Genomic DNA, 21,704 nt, shown 5'->3' with positions numbered 1-21,704 from the left:
CTAAAGTACTCGAGAAAAACCGTTTATTTTGAGAACGAGGGAGCCTTATCCAATTCAAATTCATTATGCAGGGCACGTAAGGCCAGCTCCAAATACTTTTCTTCGACGACACATGACACTTTAATCTCCGAAGTGCTGATCATCATAATATTGATCCCTTCACGGGACAGTGCTAGAAACATGCGAGCAGCAATGCCTGAATGTGAACGCATGCCAACACCCACGAGCGATACCTTGGCGATATCGTCCTTCACTTCCACTTCACGAGCATTAATCGTCTCAGCGACCTTTTTGATAAGACCCAGAGTTTGAGCGAGCTCTCCACGGGGAACAGTAAAGGAGATATCCGTGAGGGCGTCTTGACTGACGTTCTGGATGATCATATCGACATTCACCCCAGCCTCGGCGACCGCGCCAAAGACTTGCGCCGCAATTCCCGGGCTATCGGGCACTCCGACCACGGTGACTTTCGCTTGATTCTGATCTCCAGCCACCCCTGAAACGGAAACTTGTTCCATATCTGCATGCTCTCGTGTCACTAATGTTCCCTGCCCTTCCGTAAAACTTGATTTGACTTCCAATGAAACTTGATGCTTAGCCGCAAATTCCACAGAACGTGTCTGCAAGACTTTTGCGCCTAAACTGGCTAATTCTAACATTTCTTCGTAAGAAAGTACGCTAAGCCGCCTGGCATTGGGCACCACATTGGGGTCGGCCGTATAAATTCCATCAACATCAGTATAGATCACGCATCGATCAGCCTTTAAGGCGGCGGCCAGAGCCACGGCGGTCAGATCTGACCCTCCCCGTCCCAATGTTGTCACATCGGAAGACTCATTGATACCTTGAAATCCGGCGACGATAGGCACGGTTCCATCGGCTAACGCTGCTTTCACACGATCTGCCGCGATGCTGGAGATACGAGCCTTTGTATGGGAGTTGTTCGTCACGATACCAACCTGCCGGCCTGTAAATGACCGAGCCCGAACGCCGCGTTCTTTGAGCGTCATAGCCATAAGCGAAATCGTGACTCGCTCACCGGAAGACAGCAACATATCCAATTCTCGCTCATCCGGGAGGGGACTGATCTCACGAGCCATCCTCAACAGCCGGTCAGTTTCTCCGCTCATGGCTGACAGGACGACAACCAGTTGATGGCCTTCTCGCGCAGTTCGTTCGATCAATTCAGCCACAGCATGGATTCGTTCCATGCTTCCCACCGACGTGCCTCCGTATTTCTGAACCAGGAGCGCCATCAGGAAACCCCTAAGGCCAACACACGGGAGGCAATTTTCGTGGCGTCCCGTGGCACTCCGGTCAAGGCATGAATTTCATCGAACATGGATTGCGAGACAGAGGAACCCGCCTCGGCGTTCGTGACCATGGCGTATGGTGTAGGAGAACGAGGAGAGTCGAACTCATCCTCATCGGCACGATTGGCGACGACCAAAAGACGGGAATCACGTGTTTCAGTCAGAGATTTCATGAGTGGACCCACCACGAGCTCATCAAATTGTTCCACGGCATCAATCGAGGCCTGAGCATCCGTTGATCGATCCATATACGGAATTGGCACATGGACGTACACAAGGTCTCGTGACTCCAGCTCATCCAGACATCTCTGGACATAGACACGAAAATCATCCAAGGCTGTACTCTCCCCCTCAAGGACAGGGCTCACAACATCCATGCCCGCGCGGATTGCGATGCCACGATGAATGCTTGAAGGTGAAATCGTCATACTTGGTATGGCCCATCGGTCTTTCCATTGGGGTAATTCGATCGCTTTTCCTGGTCCCCAAAGCCAGAGACAATTCGCAGGAGGGCGCTGCGCTGCTTCCCGTTCTTGATTAATGGGATGGTGGCGCAAAAGAACTCGTGAAGCTTCCATCAGCTCTTTCATGACATCCGCCCCCATGCCTGTCGGTAGATACGGCCCGAGATGGTGTCCTTGCGCAGTGCGAGGATGATGGCAACGACACCGTATGGTACTACCAATCCATACCATCAAATGTCGATGACATTCTCCAGTGTAAAATTGAATGGTTTCAGACCCAAGTTGCTCATTAATCTCAGCGATTAATTCTCGTGCATCCTCCGTCTCTATGCCACCTGCCGTACAATCCGTCAACGTTAGGGACGACCCTAATTTCTTGGTCTCTTCACGGCCATTGAGCGAACCAATCGTCACAAAATGACAAAGAAACGCGATATCCTGCTTCTCTAGCACTACTTCAAGACTGGCGGCTTCAAATGGGCCAAGACCCGAGTAATACCTACTCGGGTCATACCCCAGTAAAGCCAAATGGGTGACTTGACTCGAAAGTGAATACGCTTCTGAAGGCAACGTCAGGTACCCTAATTCACCCTGCGTAGCCATTTGATCGAGGTTTGGAGTCCGAGCGATTTGGAGAAGGGTACGTCCTTCAAACTCAGGAAGGGCGACTGTCGAAAGGCCATCACCCTGGACAATGATCGTTTTCATTGTCAATCACAATTCTCTCATGACGGTCATGAATGGTGAACCACTATAAATCGGAGAAGATCCGAGCATTTTATGATAAGACGGCTGCCACTTCTTCACGATTGGCCCGAACTGTCAACGGTTTTGGCGAAATATTCATCGCCGTGTCAGGATCTTTGAGACCGTGTCCGGTCAACGTGCAGACAACCGTCATTCCTTCGCTCAGTTGCTTCGCCTTATTCATGTTGATCACCCCGGCAACGGATGTGGCTGAGGCTGGCTCACAAAACACCCCTTCCTCTCGAGCAATCATTCGATAGGCGCTGAGGATTTCCTCATCCGTGACCATATTGATGAGACCATGTGATTCTTCCACGGCTTTCATGGCCAATTGCCAGCTCGCCGGATTACCGATCCGTATGGCCGATGCGACGGTTTTCGGCTGCTCTATCACGTATCCATGAACGAGGGGAGCAGACCCTTCGGCCTGAAAGCCTATCATGCGAGGCACATTCCTGACCTGGCCAGCTGAATAATATTCCTGATACCCCTTCCAATAGGCGGAAATATTCCCCGCATTGCCAACGGGAAGGACATGAAGCGTCGGAGCCATTCCCAATTGATCACAGACCTCCATCGCCGCCGTTTTTTGACCTTCTAACCGAAACGGATTAATCGAGTTCACCAGCTCAAACTCGTCATCTCGACAGAGCTCCTTGACGATAGTGAGCGCCTGATCAAAGTTTCCCTCAATTTGAATAACTGTGGCTCCATGCATGACCGCCTGAGTCAGCTTACCGAGCGCAATGTTCCCGGCCGGTATTAACACATAGACTGGAATACCAGCCTTGGCCCCATACGCAGCGGCAGCAGCGGATGTGTTCCCTGTCGAGGCACACATCACAGCTCTTGCCTTTTTTTCCAGCGTTTTGGAAACGGCCAGGGTCATCCCGCGGTCTTTGAATGAGCCAGTGGGATTGGCTCCTTCTATTTTTAAATACAAATCCACCCCTGGGCAAATGCGTTGGGCCAGCCGTGTCGCATGCACCAGAGGGGTATTGCCTTCAAGAAGTGAGACAACCGGAGTCTCCTTACTCACAGGAAGAAACTTTCGATATTCTTCAATAATTCCTCGCCAGGGAATCATACATTCACCATCCTCACGTTGTTATCTGCTTCACGTCTCTGAGGCTTCGATTCGCAAAAGCGTAGCTGGCTCAGAAACAAACGGCATACGGTTAATAGCCTCCAATGCCGTCTGCATGGCTCGTTCAGAAGAACGATGTGTCATAATGACCAAAGGCACCGTCTGTCCCTGCCTCCGGCCCTTTTGCAGCACTGAAGAAATGCTGATATGTTGCTCGCCCAATGCTCCGGAAATTTTCGATAAGACGCCAGGTTCATCTAAAACCATGCACCGCAAATAGTACATGCTCGAAATCTCATGAATCGGCCGAATCCGGATGGGCATCCTCTTCGCCCATTGATAGGATGCGATAGGAACACGTCCAGACACGTGCTTCAAGCGATTCCTCGCTACGTCCACGATATCACTCACAACGGCACTAGCCGTGGCGAGAGAACCCGCCCCCTGTCCGTATAACACCACATCACCGACCGCATCACCCACTAGATGAATCGCGTTATAGACTCCCCCAACTTGAGCGATCGGCGACGAAGAGGGGACGAGAGTCGGATGTACGCGCGCTTCAATTTCTCCTCCCTGATACTTAGCGATACTCAACAGTTTAATCGTATAACCAAACTCCAAAGCGACTTCGATGTCCATGGTCGACAACTTCGAAATGCCTTCAGTATGAATCTCTTTGATATTGACGGGAGTGCCAAACGCCAAATTGACGAGAATAGCCAGTTTATGCGCTGCGTCCACCCCCTCGACATCAAAGGTGGGATCGGCTTCGGCGTACCCTTCCTCTCTCGCATGGTGAAGCACCTCGTCAAAACTCTTTCCTTCTTCAGTCATTTTGGTCAGAATATAATTCGATGTTCCATTCATGATCCCAAACATCGAGGAAATAGAATTTGCCACCAACCCTTCCGTCAACGATTTGATGATCGGGATGCCTCCCCCAACACTCGCCTCAAATCCGAGATCAACACCAGCTGATGTCGCCGCGTGAAAGATCTCTTCCCCATGTACGGCCAATAACGCTTTATTGGCCGTGACGACCGATTTGCCCTGCGCGATAGCCTGGAGAATAAACCGTTTAGCGGGATCGTAGCCTCCGATTAACTCCACGACAATATCGACGTCCGGGTCCTGGATCACCGATTCTGCGTCCGTCGTCAATATTCCATCAGGCAAAGCGATTCCGCGATCTGTCGTGATATCAAGGTCGACAATCCGCACCAGATCAATCGGCACACCCACGCGCCTTGTGATGACTTCCGAATTCCCAAGAAGGACCTTGGCCACGCCACATCCAACAGTCCCCAACCCGATAAGCCCGACAGTAATCCTGGGTTTCATCAGCTTCCATTCCCCAATTTCAAAGCATGTTTCATTCCGCGTACGGCTTGATAGATACGGTGTTCGTTCTCCACCAGCGCAAATCGGACGTGTTCATCACCTCCATCACCAAACCCGATTCCCGGCGATGCCGCGACTTTTGCCTCACGCAATAATAATTTAGAAAACTCTAATGACCCCATTCCTCGAAATGCTGGTGGAATCCGAGCCCACACGAACATAGTCGCACGTGGATAATCCACCTGCCATCCGATTCGGTTGAGACCGTCGACCAATGCGTTGCGTCGCCGCTTGTACCGGTCAACAATCTCCTCGACACAGTGTTGAGGGCCATTCAAGGCGATGATGCTCGCGATTTGAATCGGTTGGAACATGCCGTAATCCAAGTAGCTCTTAATCTTGGTCAAGGCGCCAACCATCTCGGGATTCCCCACACAAAACCCCACCCGCCAACCCGGCATATTGTAGCTTTTCGAGAGTGAATAAAATTCGACACCGACCCGTTTCGCCTCAGGCACCTCAAGAAGACTTGGAGCACGATACCCATCAAAGACAAGGTCGGCATAGGCTAAATCATGGATAAGCCACACGTCATTCTCTAAGGCGAACGCGACAATTTTCTTGAAAAATTCCACATCGACGACACTGGTCGTTGGATTATGCGGAAAACTCATCATCAGAATCTTCGGCCGTGGTTGAGTTTGCCGGTATGCTCTGGTCAAGTTCTCGAAGAAGTCTTCTGCGGGATTGAGTTCAACTCCGCGCACTTCCCCTCCGGCAATGATGACGCTATACATATGAATGGGATACGTTGGAGTGGGCGTCAGGACAACATCCCCCGGACCAACCATCGCCAACGCTAGATGCGCCAGCCCTTCCTTGACCCCCAGAGTAACGATGGCCTCACGTTCCGGATCTAAGTCAACATCATATTTCCGCTTATACCATCCGCAAATCGCATGGCGAAGTTTGGTGATGCCTCGGGAGGCCGAATACCGGTGATTTCTCCCATTCCTGGTCGCCTCAGTTAATTTATCGACAATATGTGGAGGAGTCGCCTGATCAGGATTCCCCATCCCCAGATCAATGATATCCTCGCCACGCTGACGCGCCTCGAGTTTCAGCGACTGAACCTGGGCAAACACATAGTGTGGTAAACGCTCGATGCGATAAAAAGGTGTCATGACATCCAGTGAGAAATTCGCAGGCTAGTGTCGTCTTTCAAGAGTCGGAAACATGATCATCATGTCGGGGCTTCCAGTCATCCTGATTGCTGGTCATCAAGACACCAAGCCTCGAACGTTTTCCTTCATGACAATTCACGACACGCATCTGGCGAGAGAGTACAAAACCTGACTTCTTCGACAGCTTTCTATTCTAAATCAGCCATCTCAGGCAGTCAATTTGATTTCCCCTGAACGCCGCTTCAAAATGAAAGGCAACAGATCCACAATCTCAATCAAACTTACTTTCTTGCGGGCATAATTTCACTTCTGACATAATGCCACTCCTTTCTACCAAGACCAAGAGTCTGGCCTACTATTCCCGTAAACACGAGGCATGCAATGGCAAGATTAGGCGTCAATGTTGACCATATAGCCACCCTTCGCCAGGCACGAGGCGGTCATGAACCAGACCCCATCATGGCGGCCACATTGGTCGAGTTGTCTGGCGGTGACGGCATTGTCGTCCACTTGCGAGAAGATCGACGCCATATCCAAGATCGTGACCTGACCCTTTTAAAGGAAATCGTCCAGACTCAACTCAATCTAGAGATGGCCGCAGACGAAGCCGTAGCGAAAATTGCTCTCAATATTAAACCTGACATGGTCACACTCGTTCCCGAACGCCGCCAGGAATTGACGACCGAAGGAGGACTAGCCGTTGTAGAACGGAAAGATCGCATACACGACATGGTCCAACTTCTGCATGATGGCGGTATTCCCGTCAGTCTGTTTATCGATCCCGACCAACAGCAAATCAGGGCTGCCCACAAGGTTCATGCTGACGCCATTGAACTGCACACTGGACGATATGCAAACACCCGAAATCCAGATGAACGACAGGCTGAATTCAAAGCGCTCGAACAATCGGCAAAACTGGCGCATAAACTGGGGCTAGGGGTGAATGCCGGACACGGCTTAAACTACCACAATGTTCAACGACTCACCGAAATCCAGGAAATCGTCGAATTCAACATCGGCCACAGCATCATTGCTCGAGCGGTATTGGTCGGCCTCCAACAAGCGGTCCGAGAGATGAAAGCTCTCGTCGCCTGATTGAACAAGAACAGAGTCATCCACCCCCATACCCACAGTCCACTCAATACTGGTCGCCGTACCCATGACTTATTACAAAAGCCATAGAGACAGTCGGGATCACCTGGTTCGTTTTCCACTCGTCACTGCCGCCCAAATGCAATCACTCGATCAACGCACGATCGATGAGGCCAAGGTCAGAGGAACAATACTCATGGAACGGGCCGGACATGGCGTTGTTCAGGTGCTGGAACACATCTTTGGTTCACCAGGAAACATCCCCATCACTATCCTCTGTGGTAAAGGCAACAATGGAGGAGATGGCCTCGTCATCGCTCGTCTCCTTAAACAAAAGCGAGCTCGAGTCGTGGTGGTACTGTTGGACAAACCTCACACGCTCACGAAGGATGCTCAAAGCATGTACCGCCGGCTTCGTAAGCTTGCTCCTTCTCTCATCAAAATCCAACCTTCAGACGAAGCTCTTCGTACATCCATCCAAAAGGCTTCCCTCATTGTTGATGCCCTACTTGGAACAGGATTGTCTTCCGCCGTCAGAGAGCCGTACTATTCTGCCATTGAATACATGAATGATGTTTCTGTACCTTGCCTTGCCGTTGATCTTCCGTCCGGCATCAATAGCGACACCGGTGAAATTATGGCCATCGCCACAAAAGCGCAGGTTACCGTGACATTTGGTTGCCCTAAAATCGGCCTTTACTTAGGCAATGCGATCAACTATGCCGGCCAGATCACCACGGTTGATATTGGGATTCCCCGACAGTATGTCCAAGAATTAGATACCTCGTGTTTCCTGTTGACTCCTGCCGCAATCTCGCCTTGGCTCCCCATCAGAGAAAAGGATTCTCATAAAGGTACGTTTGGCCATGCCGGGATGATCGCAGGCTCACCGGGTAAAACTGGATCGGCTGCCTTAGCGGCTCGAGCCGCATTGCGCGTTGGAGCCGGGTTGGTCACCGTCGCGACACCTCAATCGGCACAGCCAGGGTTGGATGCGAAACTCTTCGAACCCATGACCCAGGCAATGCCGGAAACATCAACGCACACATTGGGTCTCAATGCCCTCCTGCCTCTACTCGATTTTTCAAAAAACCTCACAGCGATGGCCGTGGGACCAGGGATCGGGACGGATGTTGAGACCGGAGAAATGATCAGAACATTGCTTCCACAACTGTCACAGCCCTGTGTGGTCGATGCGGATGCCTTGAATATTCTTGCGAAAGACCTGTCGGTGCTTTCCGCACGTAAAGGCGCGACCATTCTTACCCCACACCCGGGAGAAATGGCCAGGCTTGTCGGTCATTCTTCGGCAAAAGTGATCAACCAAAACCGCCTTGGCATTGCCAGAAAATTCGCCAAGAAACATGGAGTCATTCTCGTATTAAAAGGCGCTCGAACCATCATCGCCAATCCTGACGGAGACATCGCCATTTGTGATACTGGAAACCCCGGAATGGCAAGTGCAGGAATGGGGGATGTCTTGACCGGAGTGATCGTGAGCTTTTTGGCCCAAGGCCTGATGCCCTGGGAAGCAGCCTGTACCGGCGTTTGCCTACATGGATTAGCCGGAGATCTGGCAGCCAAAATGGTCGGGGAAGCAGGCTTGATAGCGACTGACCTCGTTGAACATCTTCCGCACGCGATTCAGAGTATTGTTTCTCAAGAATAGCGTCTATTGCCAATCATCAATATGTCGACACTTGCCCATGAACAGACGGGAGATGAATGGACCATAACCCTGGCGTCGGTCACAGCTACCGAACAATTTGGGCATGCGGTAGGATCTCACTGTACCGGAGGAGAGATCATTGCTTTACGAGGAGACCTGGGTGCAGGAAAAACCGTCATGGTTAGAAGCCTGGCAGCCGCCGTCGGCATTGACTCCACCCTTGTGACGAGTCCCACCTTCACGCTCATTCATGAATACGAAGGTCGACTGAGGGTTATCCATGCAGACCTTTATCGAATCGATACCCCCCAGGAGCTCGCACAAATTGGGTTACATGAATACTTCTCTCCTTCCTCGCTGACTCTGATTGAATGGGCAGAGCGGATGGGAGACACCCTCCCGCCTGATTACCTTGAAATCGAACTCGAACACCGACAGCCGACAGAACGAAAGGCTACGATAAGAGCCACAGGTCTGCGAAGTCGCGATCTTGCTCGCAAAGCTCTCGAACAATGGACTTCGAACTGGTAACCATGAGGATGATGCCTGAAGATGAGTGAAGCAGACCACACGCCATTAATGCGGCAATATCGAGAGATCAAGGCCAAGAATCAAGAAGCCATCTTGTTCTTCCGTGTCGGGGATTTTTATGAAATGTTTTGTGAGGATGCGGAAGAAGCCTCACAACTCTTGGATATCGTCCTGACCTCTCGCGGGAAAAACAAGGACATTCCGATCCCTTTGTGCGGAGTCCCTTATCATGCGGCTACCGGGTATATCGCCAAACTCCTGAAAGCGGGAAGAACCGTCGCACTCTGCGAGCAAGTCGAAGATCCCAAGACAGCGAAAGGTCTTGTCCGCCGGGAAGTCGTTCGACTCTACACGCCAGGAACCTTGTTTGACAGTGAGCTTCTCCCCTCAAACGAGTCGAATTTCCTCGCGGCGATCTCCGGCTCGCCTTCGCATGCATCCTCCCATTCAAATCACGAAATGGCCTGGGGCCTGGCAACACTTGAAATGTCAACGGGAGAGTTTTGGATCATCGAGTTTCCGCCCTCGGATCAACATGAATCGTTGATCGACGAATTGGGCCGCCTCGAACCTCGGGAGCTCATTCATCCATCATCCGATTCGTCAGAGTTGCAGAAGATTCTGAAACACTTTCCGGACTGCAGGCTGGTCCCTCAAAAAGACAACTCCTTCGATCTCCATGACAATCAGCATCTGCTCTCGAACCATTTTCATGTCAAGAGCACCACAGACCTTGGCATTTCCACGCTGACCAGAGGTATCGAGGCGGCCGGAGGATTGCTCCGGTACATTCAAACCACTCAACCGAATATCAGCCATGACCACATCCAAAAGCCTCGGCTTCGATCTTCACAGCACGAGATGACCTTGGATACCGTCACGATCAGAAACCTGGAACTCGTCCACTCTTTCACCGGAAAACAAGACGGCCCCACTTTGTATAAAACCCTCAATGCCACCATTACTGCTATGGGCGGACGACTCCTCAAGCAATGGATCTTACGTCCACTAGTTGATCTGACGGACATTCACGCACGGCTGGAGATCGTCCAGGAATTCGTGACTCATCTGCGCCTTCGAGGTGATATTCGGCAAACCTTGCGTCACATTCAGGACTTCGAAAGGCTCAATAGCCGGATTACGCTTGGAGTGGCCAGCCCTCGCGATGTGTTAGGGCTTCACCGATCGCTGGAAGTTCTACCCATGCTTCACGAACTCATGAACTCGATGCACAGTTCGTTAGCTGCCGCCCTTCAAGCGAAATGGGATACGTTAGAAGACATCAAAACACTCATTCATCAGACCATGGACACCGAAGTCACGCCATCATCCAACTGCGAGGGTGTTATCCGAGATGGCTATAATCAAGAATTGGACGAGCTTAGAAAAGTTTCCAAAGACGGTCTTCGGTGGATTGCCGAACTTGAGACGCGTGAAAAAAATAGGACAGGGATTGAGTCACTGAAGGTCAAGTATAACCGTGTCTTCGGATACTATATCGAAGTCACAAAAACACATTTGGCCAAGATTCCACAGGACTACGCACGTAAACAAACACTCGTCAATGCCGAGCGCTTTACCACGGAAGAACTCACGCATCTCGAAGACCGTATCACCGGAGCCGACCAGAAAATCAGAAGTCTGGAATCATCACTGTTTGAGGAGCTTAAGCGTCATATTGCTGGAGAGAACAAGCGTATACAGCATATGGCGCAGACGATCGCACAGCTTGATGTCTTCGCTGGATTAGCCGAATGTGCAGCGTTGAACCGCTATGTCAGACCGAATATCAATGAGGGTGGAACGATTGAGATCAATGAAGGTCGACATCCAGTCATTGAACACGCTCGACCTGACAGATTTATTCCCAATGACACTCAGATGGACCTTGATCAGAACCGGCTCCTTCTCATCACTGGTCCCAACATGGCAGGAAAAAGTACCTACCTGCGGCAGGTCGCCCTCATCGTCATGATGGCTCAGATGGGAAGTTTTGTACCCGCAACGTCCGCCAAAATCGGACTCGTCGATAGAGTATTCACACGGATCGGAGCAGCTGATGATTTGGCATCCGGGCAAAGCACCTTTATGGTGGAAATGGCTGAAACTTCTCGAATTCTTTCGTCAGCAACTCCTCGCAGCCTGATCTTACTCGATGAAGTCGGCAGGGGCACGAGTACGTATGATGGATTAAGCCTTGCCTGGGCCATAGCCGAATACATATTGGATCGTCGTCGTCTGGGAGCAAGAACGTTATTCGCCACTCATTATCATGAAATGACGCAATTGGAGGAAGCTCGAGAAGGTCTTAAAAATTACACGGTTTCAATTAAAGAAAAAGATCAAGAGGTCTTATTTTTACGAAAAATTATCAGAGGAAAGGCTGACAGAAGTTACGGAATCCATGTAGCAAAGTTGGCAGGCCTTCCAGATACTATTATACAAAGAGCAATAAGTATCCTTTTTCAACTTGAGACAGAATCATCAGCCACGCCATCGGTAACGACAGAAGAACAAACGCTCATACCAGATTCTCCTCCATCCCACGTTATTCTCGAAGAAGTGAAGCAAATGGATTTATTCGGCATGACCCCGCTTGAAGCTCTTAATCGATTAGCCGACATCAAACGTCGGCTTGAGACCCAAGAAAAACCATAAAAAAAAGGGATAGCCGTTGAAGGCTATCCCTTTTTCTCTACTTGTACTTGTCTCTGCTTTTTATTTACCCTGATCAGGAACTCTGACTTCTCCAACACCCTGATCCGAATACGGCGTAATCCCAGCAATGGCTGGTCCGCCCGGCACGAGAACGTCATATTGCATTTTACGGTTTTGCGGCCAGCTTCCACCGGCAATGGCTTTCAGCACCGGAGTTTTTCTAAGGCTGTGAATGCTACGCGGTTGTGACGGCGTACCCGCAACATCATCAATGACTTTGATATCTGAGACCACACGATGGTTCTGCTCAGGCTCTTCAACCGTAAATTCGACTAATGTATACTTCGAGGGCTTGGTTCCGGTCATCACAGCTTGGCTGTGAGAATCCTTACCGAGAGTTTGCAATTTCTCCCAGATAGCATCATCTTTGGCATACACCTTAATGTTCTTTCCGGGAAAATATTTCTGCCAATAGTATCCGCTCTCAGCATTTCCACCAAAAACTGCAACATTTATCCATGCCGCCTTATCATAAGGATCGACTACTGCGACACGACCATGCAACGTGGTTGGCTTGCTGAGGTCACCCCATTCAAATCGCTCTTGAAACGCTTCAATTCCCATGGCATTGGAGGCCATTCCACCGACCAAGGCCATGGCGGCTAGAAACGCCCAGCGAGTCTTACGACCTTTCATAATGCCTTCCCTCCTCTTAAGAATTTCATAAAAGTAGTTGTTTCGAAACATGTGTCTCAGATTAAGTGATAGAAGAACTATTCGTCGTCCGACATAACCTTAAATCCAGTGACTGTATTCCCATCACTGAGTTGTACTTCCATGGCGACGTATTCTTGTGACGCTTTAATCATCTGGTCCATCAAAGATTTATCTTTAACTTTTAAGCGAACCGTGGTTTGGGGATTATACCATCCGGCAAAGGACTTATTATTCTCTTCACCACCTGTGTACCCCCAGCTGCAGCACACGACAAGAGGATCAGGTACATTTTGATTTCGGTCATCGGACGCTCTCCCAGGAAAGCTTCCCGTTTCGGCAGGCTCACTCGTGTTCCAATACTGAATGCCAAACATGACTTCTCCTTCAGGATTGTCAGCCCATTGTCCATAGAGCCGACCTTTCAAACTCTTCGCCACGACTCCTTTGTAGGAAACATCCCCTTGCTTGGTGACATCATTGGGATCACCCTTAGCTTTTGGATTGTCAGCTGCTGGACCATACTGGGCAAGGGAAATACCGGTCATACCAAATGTCAGAAGACCGAAAGCTACGAGCGCCACGACTCCAACACGAAAAGATGACTTGTTCATCTCCTCCCTCCTTAACTGATGTTAGAATGACTTAAAAAAAGATACTGACAAACTCTTGAAACCTTCATGTTTTCCACACAAACTAAATACTGCTTCTTTCGTATCTCTCCATTGCTTAAAATTCTAGAAGGCCCATGCTACTTATCCGAGATCGGGTTGTCAAGGGATTATTTTTGAGCATTCCCAGGAAATTACTGTACATCATGCAACGAATGTTCTTTAGGTACAGGACCTAGTGCAGTTACGACAAGTCCTTCTAAATCAAGAAGTTGTTTCGAAACATCATAAATATCGGCCAAGGAAATATCTTCTATTTCACGAATCATTTCTTGGAGAGAGACATAGCGCCCTTGATACAATTCATTTTTTGCAAGCTTGTTCATTCTACCATATGTGCCCTCTAATCCGAGCATCAAATTTCCTGTGAGCTGGGTTTTCGTACGCTCTAATTCGGTTTTCGTCACGCCTCGTCGGGATAACTTTTTGATTTCTTTACCGATTAAAGAAATGACCTGTTCTGTGGCGTCGGATCGTGTAGCCGCATAGATCGTCAATAATCCACCGTCTGAAAAGCTCGAGAGGTGAGAGTAAATCGTGTACGCCAGCCCCCGTTTCTCACGTAATTGCTGAAATAACCGGGAACTGACGCCCCCTCCCAGTATGGTATTCAAGACATTGGCGGTATAACGATCTGGATGTCCGACTGGCAATCCCTTCAACCCCAAGCACAAATGAACTTGTTCAAGTTTTTTTCTATACACACGCGTTTCAGGTGTGTGATTGACAGGCCAAGGGTCCACCTCTTGGCCCGCGGACGATACTGTTTCGTGTACCCATGAGCCAAAATGCTCATTGACCTGGCCCAACAATTCCTCCAATTTGAAATTACCTGCGATTGAGACGACGGTTTTCTCTGGGTGGTACTTGCTCCTCAAGTACCGCAGAAGATCCTTCCGTCGCAATTTCGTCATCGTATCGGGGTCACCGAGAATAGGCCGACCCAGCGGATGAGTCCCCAACACGTCCTTGGCATGAAGTTCGTGAACAAGGTCTTCCGGGTCGTCTTTTACCATGCGAATTTCTTCGAGTATGACCTGCTTTTCTTTTTGAATTTCCGTCGAACTAAAACGAGACTGATGGAAGAGATCGGCTAGCAGGTCGAGGGCATGTCCAACATGCTGGTCCAGCACTTTGACGTAAAAGGCTGTCGCCTCATGAGTCGTAAAGGCATTCATTTCCCCACCAAGCACGTCAATTTCATTGGAAATCTGAGATGCGGATCGCCGCTTGGTTCCCTTGAACATCATATGTTCGATGAAATGGGAATACCCTGACTCGCTGATCGACTCATCACGACTGCCGACATTCGTCCAGATCCCTATCGCGATAGACTTCAAGGAAGACATACGCTCAAGGACGACACGCACGCCGTTGTCGAGAACAACTTTTTTAAACACGCTCCGCTCTTTCGATCTTAACCCGCGTTTGACTGTGCCTCAGGAGCCTCAGTTTCGCTCATGGCCTCTTTTCGACTTAAACGAATTTTCCCCTGTCGATCAATTTCCAAGACCTTGACCAGGATTTTTTCGCCCTCAGAAATTTCATCTGAGACCGCTTGCACACGATGGTGGGCTAACTGAGAAATATGCACCAATCCATCAACATTCGGAAGAATTTCGACGAATGCACCAAAATCTACGATTTTCCGTACTGTGCCCAGGTATAATTTCCCGGGTTCAACTTCTTCGACCAGGCGATTGATCATCTCCTTGGCTTTTGCCGCCGACTCTCCATCCACCGCCGCAATCGTCACGAGTCCAGAATCATCGACATTCACCTTTACCCCGCATTCCGCGATAATACCGCGGATCGTCTTACCACCAGGACCGATCACATCTCGAATCCGATCCTGTTTCACTTGAAGATTAAAGATTCTGGGGGCATAGGGCGCCAGGGATTCTCGCGGAGTTGACAAGGCTTCATCCATCTTTTCCAGGATGTGCAGACGTCCCAGACGGGCTTGCTCTAAGGCCTCCCGCATGAGGTCAGGAGTGATCCCTGAGATCTTGATATCCATTTGAAGAGCCGTCACTCCTTGCTTCGTTCCGGTCACCTTAAAATCCATATCTCCCAAATGGTCCTCAAGCCCAAGAATGTCGGACAGAATGACGGATCGGCCCTGCTCAAGAATTAACCCCATCGCAATACCTGCAACCGGATCTTTGATCGGTACTCCAGCATCCATCAGAGCCAAAGTCCCGCCACAGACCGTCGCCATGGATGATGAGCCATTTGATTCCAGGATATCTGACACAATACGGATCGTGTAGGGAAACTCTTCTTGCGTGGGAAGAATAGAGGACAAGGCCCGTTCGGCAAGTTTGCCATGTCCCACCTCACGCCTTCCGGGCGAACGAAGCGGACGAGCCTCTCCAACACAAAAAGGTGGGAAATTGTAATGCAGCATAAACGTTCGGAAATATTCCCCTTCAAGAGCATCAATTCGTTGTTCATCTTCTTTCGTTCCCAGAGTCACGACAGCGAGACTTTGCGTCTCACCCCTGGTAAATAATGATGAACCATGAGTTCTTGGCAGCACACTTACTTCGCAGGTGATCGGCCGAATGTCGGCAGGGCCCCGTCCATCAGCCCTGATCTTTCCATCCAAGATCATCTGTCGCACTTCGGAATATTCCAGGTCGTGATAGATACGTTTGACCTGCTCCGTCCGATCCTCGTCCTCTTCGGCAAGTTTTAAAACGGCATCATCACGTATTTGATCGAGCTGGGCCTGGCGCTCGGCTTTGTTCGGAATGAATATCGCCTTACGAATAGGCTCTGCGACTAAACCACGGACTTCCACCTCTAATTGAGCGTCAACAGGAGCCACTTCAAATGGACGTTTTTCACGACCCACAAGTTGTTGCAATTCGACGATTTTCGCGACGATTTTCTTGATTTCAGCATGCGCCAGTTCAATAGCGGCGATCATGGTCGTTTCAGATAAACCGTGAGCTCCTGCCTCAACCATCATCACCGCATCAGCTGTCCCCGCGACCACTAAGTTTAAGTCACTTTCTTCCATGGTCTTGAGGTCCGGGTTCACCACCAACTCGCCATTTGCTCGGCCAATCTTCACTCCCGCCAACGGTCCGCCAAAAGGAATATCAGAAATCGCCAACGCGGCAGAAGAAGCGGTCATCGCGAGAACATCGGAGGAAAGCGTATGGTCAATTGAAAGGACTGAAGCGATCACCTGCGTTTCATAATAATAACCTTCAGGAAACAGGGGTCGTATCGGGCGATCAATCAACCGGCTCGTCAGGACTTCTTTTTCACTCGGAGCCCCCTCTCTTCTGAAATATCCCCCCGGAATTTTCCCGGCCGCGTACGTCTTCTCTTGATAGTTCACGGTCAAGGGCAGAAAGTCGGTCTGCGGCTTGAGAGTTTTGGCTGACACAGCCGTCGCCAACACCACGGTATCCGCGTAGGTAGCCAAGACGGCCCCATCAGCTTGCTTGGCCATCTTTCCTGTTTCTAATCGAAGGGTTTGCCCACCAACTTCAATTTCTACGGCATGCATCATTGCTCTCTCCTCTCGAGCGTTTTCCGCGCGCACCACACTGGTGTCAAAAGTGTCTTTCTCAGGAACGCAGTCACAGTGTAAATTATTTACGTAGACCCAACGACGCTAATAGCGTCTGATACTTTTCCCTATTCACTCGTCGCAAGTAATCCAACAGACGACGGCGGCGACTCACCATTTTCAATAAACCTCGTCGAGAGTGATGATCTTTCTTATGTTGTTTGAAATGTTCCGTCAGCTCAGAAATGCGGTTTGTTAATACCGCGATCTGCACCTCCGACGACCCGGTATCCGTCTCATGTTGCCGGTATTGACCCATCACTGCCGTCTTCGCTTCCTTAGTAAACGCCATCACCTTCCTCCTCGTTGTCTGTATCCTAGATTATTGCTCAACGCACAGGGTCTCCATACTGACATGACCGCTTTCTCCTCCCCGAACAGAGGAGCCTGGACCATGCAGTCTGCCGACCGCCAACAATTTTCCACTGGGGCTTCGTACGCGAACAGCCTGACCATCTCGAAGCTCCGCTCTCTGATCATCGTGCAGGCTGGCCGAAACCTCTTGCCACGCAACTGATGCCCCATTCATGACTCTCGGAACATGCCGGTCTTTGATGTCGACAGCTGGCAGGAAAGACAGAGCCTCGTCAATCGTCAAGAACGACCTCTCAGCAAAGAAGGGCCACGACTCTTTCGTGACTCGCTCGATATCGAGCGCATCGTCAATATGAAGAGAGCCCACCCGACGTCGTTCCAACCAACAGAGATGGCCACCAACGTTTAGACGGTCCCCAATGTCCGCACACAACGTCCGGATATACGTCCCCTTGGAACAATGCACGACGAAGTCGACATCGCTTCCCCGAATATCCATGACTTCTATCTGATAAATCATGACAGACCGAGATTTTCTGGTCACGGTTTCTCCACGGCGAGCAGCCTTGTACAATGGCTCTCCATTCATCTTAACAGCCGAATACATCGGAGGAATCTGCTGGATCTCTCCTTGGAACTCCTTGACAGCCGACCGAATGGCATCTTCGGTCACCGTCTCTAGGGAAGCTTGACGAAGCACAAGACCTGTCGCATCCTGGGTATCCGTTGATTCCCCGAGCCGGAGAACAGCTGCATATTCTTTGGACCACTCCAAGAGATGATTGGCAACCTTCGTGCCTTTGCCGAGCAAGATAGGGAGCACGCCAATAGCTGCCGGATCCAGCGTTCCGGCATGACCAATCTTTTGGATGCCCAAAACCCGGCGCAGTCGCAACACGACATCGTGAGAGGTCCAGCCCGCAGGCTTTCGAACATTCAATACCCCATGGAGACGAGCTCCGGCAGAGCTTGATGGATTCGGGCTCGGATGAACGGCGACCATGGTTTCCATAGAACGCAAGCAATTGACTGATCTGATGATCAGTCCTTGGAATCTTCCTCAAGGTGAAGGGAGTCTAATAATTGATCGATTCGCCGACCGTACCGATAACTGCCATCTTGACAGAAAATGAGCTCTGGGGTGTACCGTAATTCAAGCCGTCGTCCTAGCTCACCCCGAACAAACCCCACAGCCTTTGAGAGTCCTTGTAAGGCCAATTCCTCCGATTCTCCTTCACGCAAAGAGCTTACGTAAATACGCGCCACCCGCAAGTCCGGGCTCAGGTCGACATCGGTCACGGTGACAAAACCAATACGAGGGTCCTTGGCCTTGCGTGCGAGAATATCAGCAACTTCCATTCGTATTTGATCGGCAACCCGCTCTGCCCGTTTGTAACTTGACTTGGACATGGCCCTTCACGTTCCTCGCAACCCTCTTTTCATGAACCCATTATAATAGCTCAATGCGAGACCGACACAATTCCAGGGATGGATTGGATTGAATCATGTTCAAAACCAAGTCTAACACGTGATGTACCTGCCCGGATTCGTTCGCCACACAAGCAATGCCGAGAATTGACTTTTGCCACAAATCCTGTTCGTCGACTTCAGCTATCGAGATATTAAACTTCGCGCGAAGTCGGGTTTTCAAGCTGGAAAGAATCTGCCGCTTGGCCTTTAAAGAATGACTGTCAGGGAAGTATAACTCTACCGTGCATAGTCCGATAATCATTCGCCGTCAAAACAGACCATCGTCCTAGGCCAGGGAGAAGCCCTCAGCCTATAGCTTTACGGCCTCTTCGTCGAAAACAAAGGCTTCTAGAATATCGCCAATCTTCACATCGTTAAAATTCTCTATCCCTATACCACATTCATACCCTTGCTGAACTTCTCGGGCATCGTCTTTAAATCGCCTTAACGACCCTAACTTCCCCTCATACACCTGAATATGATCTCGTAACACCCGAATTCCCGCACTTGTCCTCGCAATCATCCCATCCGTCACATAACAGCCTGCGATGGTCCCCATCTTGGGAACCGTGAACAACTGGCGAACTTCGGCACGGCCCAGCACTCGCTCCTTCAATGTCGGGGCCAGCAAACCCTCGGCGGCCGACTTCAACTCAGCCATCACATTATAAATGACCGTATGCAATCGAATGTCCACACCTTCGCGTTCGGCCAAGGCAGCCGCTTTCGGCTCCGGCCTGACATGAAACCCGATGATGAGGGCCTGTGACGCGGCGGCTAATAAGACATCGGATTCGCTGATCCCCCCCACTCCACTATGAATAACGCGGAAACGCACCAGATCGGAGGTAAACTTTTGGACGGCATCACCGATCGCCCCCGCTGAACCTTGAACGTCAGACTTAATGAGTACGGCAAGTTCCTTGACTTCCCCCTCCTGAACTTCGGCGTATAGTTCCTCGAGTGTGCGACGTGGCCCGGTTGCGGCAAGATCAGCCGACCGCTGTTTTTGCTGACGACCTTCGGCAATCCCGCGAGCCATCCGCTCATCCTTCACGACGACCACCTGATCTCCCGCCTCAGGTACACTGAGCAGGCCAATGACTTCGACGGGTATAGAAGGACCCGCCTCCTTAATCTTCGCACCCGTGTCAGAATTTAAAGCCCGGACACGACCGCTCACGGCTCCCATGACAAAAATATCCGAAGTTTTGAGTTTGCCGTGTTGAACGAGCACCGTGGCCACAGGTCCCCGGCCTCGATCCAGACGTGCCTCCAATACGACGCCTCGCGCGGAACAACCAATATCGGCTTTCAACTCAAGAATTTCCGCCTGCAATAATATCATTTCCAACAGTTGGTCCAGCCCGCGTTTTTCCTTGGCAGACACTTCTACAAAAATTGTCTGTCCACCCCACGCCTCCGGAATCAATCCATGTTCACTCAACCCTTGCTTCACCCGGTCAGGATTCGCTTCGGGCTTATCAATTTTGTTGACCGCGACGACAATCGGAACATCGGCAGCCTGCGCATGATGAATCGCTTCAACGGTTTGCGGCATCACACCATCATCGGCGGAAACAACAAGGACAACTATATCGGTCACCTGCGCACCACGAGCCCGCATCGCCGTAAAAGCTTCATGCCCAGGGGTATCGAGGAAGGTGACGCGCTTATCCCCGACCTTGACCGAATAGGCTCCGATATGTTGAGTAATGCCGCCCGCCTCTCGATCCGTGACATGCGATTGTCGGATGGCGTCCAAGAGCGAGGTTTTGCCATGATCCACATGTCCCATGATCGTCACCACGGGAGCACGCGACACGAGTTTCTTCTCGACATGTTCCTCAAGAACCGCCTCAAGAAGCTCTTCGCCCTGCTTTTCCGCCACGATTTCGATGTTGACCCCAGCGCCCTCAGCAATAAGGGCTGCCGCATCAAGGTCCATCGGCTGATTCATTGCCAACGCAATTCCCATATCCATGAGCTTTCTGATGATTTCCGCCGGTCGTTGACCGAGTAATTCGGAAAATTCTTTTACTGAAACGCCTGTTTGAACTTTAATCCCCTTTTTACGAGGTTTCGTGACTTCAGCAACCGAGGCAGATTGACTGGGACGTGATCGTTCTTCACGGCGCAAAGCGGGTAACGGACGAAGATCTTGCCACCGCGCGGCGTCTTCATAGCGAGCCGCAAAAAGATCATCATCACGTTTACGCCCAACCTTCTTGGGTTTTTTGATTTTTTCTTCTCTTGGGTCATCGGCTACGGATTGAGAAGCATCCTTCTTAGGCACTTTGTCGCTCATAACCTCGGCTTCAGATTTTTGCGAATCATCAACCCCGTCACGACTTTCAGCTGTCATCTCCTGCGCAGAATCCTCCATGATAGTCGAAACAGGGTGAGCATCCATTGTAGAAACCTCTGGGGACAGGACAGCAGGTTCCTCTTCTGATGGTACGTTCGCTGGACTCATAGCATCGAGAGAAGTCTCTGCATCCTGAGCATCGAGAAGAGACATCTCTCCCACATCAGCAGCCTCCGATGACTCTAGCAATGGTTCTTCTACCTTCTTTTTCTTAATGAGGATATGTTTCTTCTCGGTTTTTTTAGACTCTTCCACTCCTGAATCTGCTTGCACTTTATCCTTTTTACCGCCACTCCCTATCTTGCCGGACGGTTTTCGCAATCGCTTTTTGGAGTCCTCACTCATGTCAGTAATCTTCTTATCTTGCAGAACCTCGAGAGCACGCCGCACGCTGTCTTCATCCAGCGTGTTGCTGTGAGAAGTGACCTCTATTCCTAACTGAACCAGTTCAGGAATCAGAATTCGACTTTCCATCCCAAGCTTCTTGG

18 protein-coding genes are annotated in these 21,704 nt (G+C 50.4%); 4 read left to right on the top strand and 14 right to left on the bottom strand.

What is annotated here, in order from left to right; translation table 11 throughout:
• Positions 1–23: 23 nt before the first annotated feature.
• The 5 genes from MRJ96_09090 to MRJ96_09070 form a co-directional block, all read right to left on the bottom strand.
• Positions 24–1,256 carry an aspartate kinase gene (locus MRJ96_09090; protein ID MDR4501588.1) on the bottom strand — a complete coding sequence of 411 codons (1,233 nt, stop codon included), beginning with the start codon at positions 1,254–1,256 and terminating at the stop codon, positions 24–26.
• Entirely contained in the window at positions 1,256–2,485 is a 1,230-nt protein-coding gene (locus MRJ96_09085) for a hypothetical protein (protein ID MDR4501587.1), read from the bottom strand. The genes MRJ96_09090 and MRJ96_09085 overlap by 1 nt, the downstream gene beginning before the upstream one ends.
• 70 nt (positions 2,486–2,555) lie before the next feature.
• Positions 2,556–3,611 (bottom strand): threonine synthase, encoded by a 1,056-nt coding sequence (gene thrC, locus MRJ96_09080; protein ID MDR4501586.1) that lies wholly within the window; start codon positions 3,609–3,611, stop codon positions 2,556–2,558.
• A gap of 30 nt (positions 3,612–3,641) precedes the next feature.
• Positions 3,642–4,955, bottom strand: coding sequence for a homoserine dehydrogenase (locus tag MRJ96_09075; protein ID MDR4501585.1), 1,314 nt, complete (start codon positions 4,953–4,955; stop codon positions 3,642–3,644).
• Entirely contained in the window at positions 4,955–6,139 is a 1,185-nt protein-coding gene (locus MRJ96_09070; GenBank protein MDR4501584.1) for an aminotransferase class I/II-fold pyridoxal phosphate-dependent enzyme, read from the bottom strand. Before MRJ96_09070 ends, MRJ96_09075 begins: the two co-directional genes overlap by 1 nt.
• Before the next feature lie 381 nt (positions 6,140–6,520).
• Between MRJ96_09070 and MRJ96_09065 the strand changes: the two genes are divergently transcribed.
• From MRJ96_09065 to mutS, 4 genes are all read left to right on the top strand, one after another.
• Positions 6,521–7,234 (top strand): pyridoxine 5'-phosphate synthase, encoded by a 714-nt coding sequence (locus MRJ96_09065; GenBank protein MDR4501583.1) that lies wholly within the window; start codon positions 6,521–6,523, stop codon positions 7,232–7,234.
• Positions 7,235–7,298: 64 nt separating this feature from the next.
• A complete protein-coding gene (locus MRJ96_09060; protein MDR4501582.1) occupies positions 7,299–8,900 on the top strand; it encodes an NAD(P)H-hydrate dehydratase in 1,602 nt (533 codons plus the stop codon).
• A gap of 21 nt (positions 8,901–8,921) precedes the next feature.
• Positions 8,922–9,431 (top strand): tRNA (adenosine(37)-N6)-threonylcarbamoyltransferase complex ATPase subunit type 1 TsaE, encoded by a 510-nt coding sequence (tsaE, locus tag MRJ96_09055; GenBank protein ID MDR4501581.1) that lies wholly within the window; start codon positions 8,922–8,924, stop codon positions 9,429–9,431.
• Positions 9,432–9,452: 21 nt separating this feature from the next.
• The gene (gene mutS / locus MRJ96_09050) at positions 9,453–12,089 is read left to right on the top strand and encodes a DNA mismatch repair protein MutS (GenBank protein MDR4501580.1); all 2,637 of its coding nucleotides are present in this window, start codon (positions 9,453–9,455) and stop codon (positions 12,087–12,089) included.
• A 60-nt stretch (positions 12,090–12,149) separates the two neighbouring features.
• Here the strand turns inward: mutS and MRJ96_09045 are convergent, their stop codons facing one another.
• The 9 genes from MRJ96_09045 to infB form a co-directional block, all read right to left on the bottom strand.
• Entirely contained in the window at positions 12,150–12,785 is a 636-nt protein-coding gene (locus tag MRJ96_09045) for a hypothetical protein (protein ID MDR4501579.1), read from the bottom strand.
• A gap of 77 nt (positions 12,786–12,862) precedes the next feature.
• Positions 12,863–13,417 carry a hypothetical protein gene (locus tag MRJ96_09040; GenBank protein ID MDR4501578.1) on the bottom strand — a complete coding sequence of 185 codons (555 nt, stop codon included), beginning with the start codon at positions 13,415–13,417 and terminating at the stop codon, positions 12,863–12,865.
• A gap of 191 nt (positions 13,418–13,608) precedes the next feature.
• Complete coding sequence (locus tag MRJ96_09035; protein MDR4501577.1) at positions 13,609–14,874, bottom strand: insulinase family protein; 1,266 nt, start codon at positions 14,872–14,874, stop codon at positions 13,609–13,611.
• Positions 14,875–14,891: 17 nt separating this feature from the next.
• Positions 14,892–17,003, bottom strand: a complete 2,112-nt coding sequence (pnp, locus tag MRJ96_09030; GenBank protein ID MDR4501576.1) for a polyribonucleotide nucleotidyltransferase — start codon at positions 17,001–17,003, stop codon at positions 14,892–14,894.
• 82 nt (positions 17,004–17,085) lie between these two features.
• On the bottom strand, positions 17,086–17,355 hold the full coding sequence (rpsO, locus tag MRJ96_09025) for a 30S ribosomal protein S15 (protein ID MDR4501575.1): 270 nt from the start codon (positions 17,353–17,355) through the stop codon (positions 17,086–17,088).
• Between the two features lie 30 nt (positions 17,356–17,385).
• Positions 17,386–18,381, bottom strand: a complete 996-nt coding sequence (gene truB, locus MRJ96_09020) for a tRNA pseudouridine(55) synthase TruB (protein MDR4501574.1) — start codon at positions 18,379–18,381, stop codon at positions 17,386–17,388.
• 38 nt (positions 18,382–18,419) lie between these two features.
• Positions 18,420–18,788 carry a 30S ribosome-binding factor RbfA gene (gene rbfA, locus MRJ96_09015; protein ID MDR4501573.1) on the bottom strand — a complete coding sequence of 123 codons (369 nt, stop codon included), beginning with the start codon at positions 18,786–18,788 and terminating at the stop codon, positions 18,420–18,422.
• A gap of 40 nt (positions 18,789–18,828) precedes the next feature.
• Entirely contained in the window at positions 18,829–19,110 is a 282-nt protein-coding gene (locus MRJ96_09010; GenBank protein ID MDR4501572.1) for a DUF503 domain-containing protein, read from the bottom strand.
• A 48-nt stretch (positions 19,111–19,158) separates the two neighbouring features.
• On the bottom strand, positions 19,159–21,690 hold the full coding sequence (infB, locus tag MRJ96_09005; GenBank protein MDR4501571.1) for a translation initiation factor IF-2: 2,532 nt from the start codon (positions 21,688–21,690) through the stop codon (positions 19,159–19,161).
• Between the last annotated feature and the right edge of the window lie 14 nt (positions 21,691–21,704).

The sequence above is a fragment of the Nitrospirales bacterium genome (genome assembly GCA_031315865.1).
Classification (GTDB): Bacteria; Nitrospirota; Nitrospiria; order Nitrospirales; family UBA8639; genus JAGQKC01.
Note: the sequence above shows the minus strand (reverse complement) of the source record. Positions and strands in the feature narration are given on the sequence as shown.